The sequence below is a fragment of the Streptomyces sp. ICBB 8177 genome (genome assembly GCF_003144095.1).
GTDB lineage: Bacteria > Actinomycetota > Actinomycetes > Streptomycetales > Streptomycetaceae > Streptantibioticus_D.
In genome coordinates, this window is the sequence record NZ_NSKH01000002.1 from 1 (window position 1) to 6,966 (window position 6,966).

Here is a 6,966-nt window from a genome sequence, read left to right on the forward strand (position 1 = left end):
AACGCCCGGTTACATTCCGAACCCGGAAGCTAAGCCTTTCAGCGCCGATGGTACTGCAGGGGGGACCCTGTGGGAGAGTAGGACGCCGCCGAACAATTTTTCAGCCGCTGGCCTGTGATGGTGTTCCGTCACAGGCCAGCGGCTTTTTCGCGTTGTGCACCCTCAGTTCGCGGTGCTGGAGAACGGGCCTGTCGGCGGCCATGCCGCGCTGACGCTGCTCGGTGCCCTGCCGTTCAGAGCCCTGCCGATCAGACGATCAGACGGTCAGGCGGTTCGTGGCGGCGCGCCAGATGGTCTCGGCCTGCTTCTGCGGCCACCGGTGACGGGCCTGGTCCTCGGAGCGCAGCACCGCCAGCACCGGGAGGCCCACGGCGGGGCCCTCGGCCATCAGCCACGGGAGTTCGGGGAGCGGCGCGATCGTGGCGATGTCGTCCAGCACGCAGGTCATTGGTGGGTCGAGCCGACCGGGGGATGACCCTTCGGCCATGCGCCGGCCGTGCTCGACCACGCTGGAGACAAGTGCGGTGAGCAGAGGCATCGCACCCGGGTCGGTGCGCGGGTCCTCGCGGGGCGTACCGACTACGTAAAGCGTTCCCCGTTCGGCCACGAACGATTCCAGGTCGAGCACATCCGTACGGCCCGGGCTGCACGCGTCCCTGATGTGCAGGGTGTTGAGGCAGGACAGCGTGGTGTGAATCAACTCCTGTGCCGCGTCCCGGCGTTCGGGGTGGGCGTGCAGCGTCGCCTCCAGCTCGCCGCTCCAGCCGGACGCCGCGTCGCGGGCCGTGCGCAGCACCCGCAGCGCGTCCGACGAGCCGGAACCGCCCGCCCAGCGGTGCAGTTGGCGGAACGGCATGCCGTCCACCGCGGCGGCGTGCAGCCAGCAGCGCAGCAGGGTCTCGGCGGCGTCGTTGACGGTGACGTCGTGGGTGCGCAGCGGGGCGAGGAGGGCGCGGGCCCGGGTGGTCGCGGTCACCGGGTCCTGGCAGCCGTTGTGCGGGGCCCAGCGCAGCCTGCCGGGAGTGTCCACCAAGTGCTCGGGGTCGAAGACGTGGACCGGGCCGAGCTTGCCGCGGTTGCCGACCGTCTGCTGCCAGGTCCGGTCGTCGGCGCAGGTGACGACGACCGGGCCTTCGGCGTCCAGCACGGCGGGCTGGATCAGCCGCTTGCCCTTCTCGGCGGTCGCCGCACCGCCAGCTCCGGTGAACAGCAGCCCCGACCCGGTGAGTTGGCCGGGGACGGGGGGCACGGCCATCGCGGTCTCGGCGGCCGCGGCCGCCACGGGCTGCGGCTGGGGCTGCGGTGCCACGGGGACCTGCGGCGCGGGCGGTTCCGCGGCGGTCGGGGTCTGCGAGGCAGCCTCGTACGCCGCCGTCGGCACGGCCTCCACGGCGGGCTGCGGCACGTACGGCGGGGTCGGCGCCTGCGGGGTGGTCGCGGGCCGTTGGTCGGGCAGCGGGGCCTGTGCGGGGGCCGTCAGGCGGTCATGGCGGCGCGCGGCGCGGACCGCGCGGTACCGGGTGAACGTGCCCAGCAGGAAGACCGCCAGCACCAGCAGGACCAGCACCTCGCCGAGGAAGATGCCCCAGAACAATCCCGGGCGGGGCAGGTCGGCCGCCGGGACCTGCTGCCAGGCGGTGGCCAGGTCCTGCGGTCTGGTGACCAGCTCGCGCATCGCCAACGGCGTCCTGGTGAAGTGCAGTTGACGCGGCCAGTGGCCGTGTGCCAGCAGACCCGCGATGCCGGTGCCGGTCCACAACAGGACGGTGGCGCCCAGCAGGAAGCCGATGAGGGCGAGCAGCAGGCCGTCCGGTACTCCGCCCTCGCGGTGGGTCTCGCGCGGCAGGCGGGGGGTCTGCGGGGGCATGACGTCAGGCCACCGCGTCGTCGGCGAGGTGCTTCTCCAGCGACACCTCGGCTTCCGTGCGGTCGCTCTCGTACAGCTCGCTGGACTCGGTCATCGCGCGGTCGGTGTAGACCAGCGGGCGTTCGGTCTCGGTGATCAGGTGTTTGACGACCTGCACGTTGCCGTTGACGTCCCAGACGGCGATGCCGGGGGTCAGGGTGGGGATGATCTCCACCGCCCACCTCGGAAGTCCCAGTACCCGGCCGGTCGCCCGCGCCTCGTCGGCCTTCTGGGCGTAGATGGTGCGCGTGGAGGCCATCTTCAGGATCGCGGCGGCCTCCTTGGCGGCGGCGCCGTCGACCACGTCGGACAGGTGGTGGACGACGGCGACGAAGCTCAGTCCCAGGCGGCGGCCGAACTTCAGCAGGCGCTGGAAGAGCTGGGCGACGAAGGGGCTGTTGATGATGTGCCAGGCCTCTTCGACCAGGAAGATGCGCTTGACCCGGTCCGGCCTGATCCAGGTGTGCTCCAGCCACACTCCGACGATCGCCATCAGGATGGGCATGGCGATGGAGTTGCGGTCGATGTGCGACAGGTCGAAGACGATCAGCGGCGCGTCCAGGTCGATGCCCGCGGTGGTCGGGCCGTCGAACATGCCGCGCAGGTCGCCGTCGACGAGGCGGTCGAGGACCAGGGCGACGTCCAGGCCCCAGGCGCGGACGTCGTCTATCCCGACGTTCATCGACTCGGTGGACTCCGCGACCGGGTTGCGCAGCCGCTCCACGATGTCGGTGAGGATCGGCTGGCGGTCGGTGACGGACTCCACGGCGTGCGCGTGGGCGACCTTCAGGGCGAAGCCGGACCGCTCGTCCAGGCCGTGGCCGAGGGCGACCTCGATGATGGTGCGCAGCAGCGCCAGCTGGCCGGTCGTGGTGATCGCCGGGTCCAGCGGGTTGAGCTTGATGCCGCCGTCCAGCGCGGCCATCGGGTCGAGGCGGATGGGCGTTATCCCCAGCTGCTGGGCGATCAGGTTCCACTCGCCGACGCCGTCCTCGCCCTGGGCGTCCAGTACGACGACCTGGCGGTCGCGGAACCGCAGCTGACGCAGGACGTAGGTCTTCTCCAGCGCCGACTTGCCGTTGCCGGACTCGCCCAGCACCAGCCAGTGCGGCGCGGGCAGCTGCTGCCCGTACAGCTGGAACGGGTCGTAGATGTAGCCCTTGCCGGAGTACACCTCCCGCCCGATGATCACCCCGCTGTCGCCGAGGCCGGGCGCGGCGGTGGGAAGGTAGACGGCCTGCGCCTGGCCGGTGGAGGTGCGCACCGGCAGCCGCTGCGTCTCGACCTTGCCGAACAGGAAGCTGGTGAAGGCGTCCGTCAGCGCGGAGACGGGATCCAGCATGGCCATGGGGGATCCTCCTCAGTCGCCTGCGGGCCGGTGGCCGGGCCGCGGGCGGTCGTGCCGGCGGGCGGCACGGCTGCCCACGTCCATCGTGACGTGCGTCGTCGGCTTCATCGGCGGATTCCCGTCGCGAACGGCAGCGTGTTGACGAACGCGCGGTGGTGTTCGCGGTCGCACCACTCCAGCTTCAGGTACGACTTGCCCGCCGAGGCGCGGATGGTGCGCTTGTCGCGGGCGAGCGCCTCGGGGGAGCGCGAGGAGACCGTGATGTAGCCGACGAGGTTGACGCCCGCCGCGCCGGAGGCGAGGTCCTCGCCGCGCTGGTCGACGCGGCTGGTGTGGTGCACGTCGCGGGGGTCGACCACGCGGTTCATCTTGGCGGCGCGGGAGGCCTCGGCGTCGTCGTTGGTCTTCTCCGTCAGCATCCGCTCGATGGCGACGTCGGTCGGCTCCAGGTCCATGGTGACGGCGACGGTGCGGATGACGTCGGGGGTGTGGACCAGCAGCGGCGCGAGGAAGTTGACGCCCACCGGGGTCATCGGCCACTCCTTCACCCACGCGGTGGAGTGGCACCACGGCGCCCTGGTCGTCGACTCGCGGGTCTTGGCCTGCAGATACGTCGGCTCGGTGGCGTCGAGTTCGGCGGGCCAGGCGTTGCGCCGGGTCATCGCCTGGATGTGGTCGATCGGGTGGTCCGGGTCGTACATCGAGTGCAGCAGCGACGACAGCCGCGCCTGGCCGAGCGGCTGGCGCACCCGGATGTCGGCCTCGGCGAGCCGGGCGCAGATGTCGTTGAGCTCGCGGGCCATCACGATCGCCAGGCCCTCGTCGCGGTCGTGGCCGGTGGCCTTGGCCATGGTGTGCGCCTCGGCGGCCAGTTCGCGGGTGTAGTGCATGCAGGCGACGAGGTAGGCGCGGTGCTGCTCGGAGGAGGTGGAGACCATCGACTGGAGCTGGTCGTAGGAGCCCTGCAACCAGGACGGCGCGTTGGGGTCGCCGCGCTGGGCGACGTCCTTGGCGTGCGCGTCGGGGTCGGCGGGCAGGGTGCGGGCCAGCATCTGGATGCGGGTGACGAAGCCGTCGCCGTTGGCCACGTGCTTGAGCAGCGTGCCGAAGCGTTCCACCAGGGCTTCCTGGTCCTCGCTGTCGCGCAGGCCGACGCCGGGGCCCTCGATCTCGATGACGGCGGTGGCGGTGCGGCGCTCCAGGTGGAGCAGGACGGCGATCTCGTCGGGACCGAACGGCGCGGTCAGCCAGTTGACCCGGCCGATGCCGGGCGGCGGGCCGACCTCCACCTCACGGCCGTCCAGACCGATCCCGGCCTCCTGTACGCCGGAGCGGTAGGCGGCGCCGGTGCGCAGGGTGCGGCGGTAGGTGCGGTTGATCTCGAACCAGCGGTAGAACGTGCGGTGCCGGTACGGCAGGAAGACCGCCGCCAGCGCCAGCAGCGGGAAGCCCACCAGGCCCAGGATGCGCAGCGGCAGGATCGGGATGGCCAGGCCGCACAGCATGCCCGCGCCGGCGCCGACCACGATCAGCGCGATCTCACCGGTCTCGCGGTTCTTGCCGACGATGGCGTTGGGCCTGGCCTTGCCGATGAGGTACGTGCGGCGCTGGGCGATGGGCTGGGTCGTCACGGCCTGTCCCCTCCGTTCCTACGGTCTGACGTGCGCGGCGCGGGGGTCGCGGGCGTGGGTGCGGCGGAAGCCGGAGGGGCGGCTGCCGGTGCGGGGGCGGTGGCCTGGGGGGCGCCGCCGCGGGCGCTGTGGGCGGCGATGCCGCCGGTCATGGCGCCGGCCCCGGCGGGCTGGGCGCCGCCGGAGGCGGCCTGCTCCTCGGGGCCGCCGCGGGCGCTGTGGGTCTTGATGCCCTGCTTGACGAGGGCGGCGGGGGAGGAGATGAGGGCGGCGCCGGGGGAGCCCGCGGCCTTGTGGTCGCCGCGCAGCTTGACCACGTCGTCGCCGAAGCCGGGCACGAAGCGGTAGATCATGGCGCTGGCGAAGATGGCCAGCAGGATGATCGCCAGGCCCGAGACGACGGCGGAGAACGAGGTGGGTCCGTTGGTGCCGGACAGCGCGCCGGCCAGGCCCAGGACGATGACCACGACCGGTTTGACCAGGATGACGGCGATCATGATGCCGGCCCAGCGGCGGACGTGGTGCCACATGTTCTTGTCGACCAGGCCCGCGTAGACGGCCGTGCCGAGGAGGGCGCCGACGTAGAGCAGGGCGGCGCGGATCACCAGTTCCAGCCACAGGACGCCGGCGGCGAGGACGGAGACCATCGAGACCACGATCAGCATGATCGGGCCGCCGCCGATGTCGTTGCCCTTCTTGAGGGCGTCGGCGAAGGAGCCGAAGAAGGTGTCTGAGTTGCTGGTGACACCTCGGGCAAGGACGGTGGTGACGGCGTCCACGGCGGAGGTGACGGTGTAGAGGATCAGGGGGGTGAAGGCGGAGGCCAGCACGGTGAGCCACAGGAAGCCGACGGCTTCCGACAGCGCTTCGGTCAGCGGCACGCCGCGCACCGCCCGCTTGGCGACGGCGAGCAGCCACAACACGAGCGTGAGGATCGTGGAGGCGGCGAAGACGACGGCGTACTGGCGCAGGAAGGTGGCGTTGGTGAAGTCCACCTGGGAGGTGGAGGTGATGGCGTGCGACAGCTTCCCGATGATGAAGGAGGCGGCGTCGGCACATCCTTTGGCCAGCGAGCTGAGGGGGTCGAGCGAACTCGTACCGGGAAGGCTGCCGCCACCACCGGAACCGCTGCCGCCGCCTCCTTGGCAGTACTGCTTCGCGGGGCCGGAGATCAGTGAACACGGGTTGCTGGAGGCACCCGTGCTCGGGCTCGGCGTGGTGCTCGGGGACGGGGAGGCGGCCGCGGCCCGCCCGGCGAGCAGGACAACGCTCACCTGGACGGCCGCCGACATGGCGGTGAGCCGGGCGAATCGGCGGTGGTTACCGCGCATAGGTGAACCCTCCGTACCCCTGAACGGCTCCAGCGATCTGGTTGGCCCCGGAGACGACGTCGTCCCCGGAGACCGGCGTCGGCCCCTTCGACTGGCTGGTCCGCAGAACCTTCCAGTCGGAGCCGCTCCAGTTGAGCGTGAAGGTGACGGTGAACCAACTGCTCGTCACGGGCTTGGTCGAGGAGACGCCCGCGAGGCCGAACAACCCGGTGCACCAGACGGACACCTCGGCCTGGTTGCCCTGGAGGCTGGTGAGCTTCGCGCCGGCGGGGATCGTACGGTCCACGAACGTCTGGCCCTGTGGGGCGGTTCCGGACTTGCTCAGGCCGACCTGGCTGAGGAAAGCGGCGGAGTAGTCGGAGTCGAACCCCGACTGCAGCGTCGTCAGGGCCGACGGATCGGCGATCGCGGCCACGATCTCGTGCCTGCGGCTGGTGTTGAACATGCCGTCGGAGCCCAGCGCCACCGCGAAATTCGCCGCTGCCGACTGGGCTCCCTCCTCGGTGTGGGGGTAGCCGGTGGGGATGCCGGAGGTCTGGGTGGTGGCGGGGTGGGTGCCGGTGGGGGCCGTGGGGGTGGCGGTCGGGTTCTTGGCCGCGTCGTCCGTGGAACCGCCGGAGGCCCCCCTCGTGGCGAACGCCAGCGCCGCGATGAGCAGGACGACGACGCCCGTCACCGTCACCAGCGTCCGCGAGGACGACCGCGCGGGCCGGCGTGCCGCCGTGCCCGCGTCGCCCTCGGGCAGGCGGG

5 protein-coding genes and 1 rRNA gene are annotated in these 6,966 nt (G+C 71.6%); 1 reads left to right on the top strand and 5 read right to left on the bottom strand.

The window, feature by feature from the left end; genetic code table 11:
• Nucleotides 1–94: ribosomal RNA gene (gene rrf / locus CK485_RS00250) — 5S ribosomal RNA — on the top strand; the annotation flags it as partial.
• A gap of 162 nt (nt 95–256) precedes the next feature.
• On the opposite strand, the gene CK485_RS00255 is transcribed toward rrf, so the two are convergent.
• The 5 genes from CK485_RS00255 to CK485_RS28605 form a co-directional block, all read right to left on the bottom strand.
• Complete coding sequence (locus CK485_RS00255) at nt 257–1,867, bottom strand: type IV secretory system conjugative DNA transfer family protein (RefSeq protein WP_109445584.1); 1,611 nt, start codon at nt 1,865–1,867, stop codon at nt 257–259.
• Nucleotides 1,868–1,871: 4 nt separating this feature from the next.
• Nucleotides 1,872–3,248 carry an ATP-binding protein gene (locus tag CK485_RS00260; protein WP_241968081.1) on the bottom strand — a complete coding sequence of 459 codons (1,377 nt, stop codon included), beginning with the start codon at nt 3,246–3,248 and terminating at the stop codon, nt 1,872–1,874.
• A 110-nt stretch (nt 3,249–3,358) separates the two neighbouring features.
• On the bottom strand, nt 3,359–4,885 hold the full coding sequence (locus CK485_RS00265; RefSeq protein WP_109445588.1) for an SCO6880 family protein: 1,527 nt from the start codon (nt 4,883–4,885) through the stop codon (nt 3,359–3,361).
• Complete coding sequence (locus CK485_RS00270) at nt 4,882–6,216, bottom strand: hypothetical protein (protein WP_109445590.1); 1,335 nt, start codon at nt 6,214–6,216, stop codon at nt 4,882–4,884. The genes CK485_RS00265 and CK485_RS00270 overlap by 4 nt, the downstream gene beginning before the upstream one ends.
• Nucleotides 6,206–6,966 (bottom strand): hypothetical protein (locus tag CK485_RS28605; RefSeq protein WP_109446481.1); only part of this gene is annotated, 761 nt, incomplete at its 5' end. The genes CK485_RS28605 and CK485_RS00270, both read right to left, overlap by 11 nt.

Excerpts from the sequence above, each read along its gene's own strand:
- CK485_RS00260 (WP_241968081.1), bottom strand. The coding sequence starts at position 3,248 with ATGCTGGATCCCGTCTCCGCGCTGACGGACGCCTTCACCAGCTTCCTG.
- CK485_RS00270 (WP_109445590.1), bottom strand. The coding sequence starts at position 6,216 with ATGCGCGGTAACCACCGCCGATTCGCCCGGCTCACCGCCATGTCGGCG.
- CK485_RS00255 (WP_109445584.1), bottom strand. The coding sequence starts at position 1,867 with ATGCCCCCGCAGACCCCCCGCCTGCCGCGCGAGACCCACCGCGAGGGC.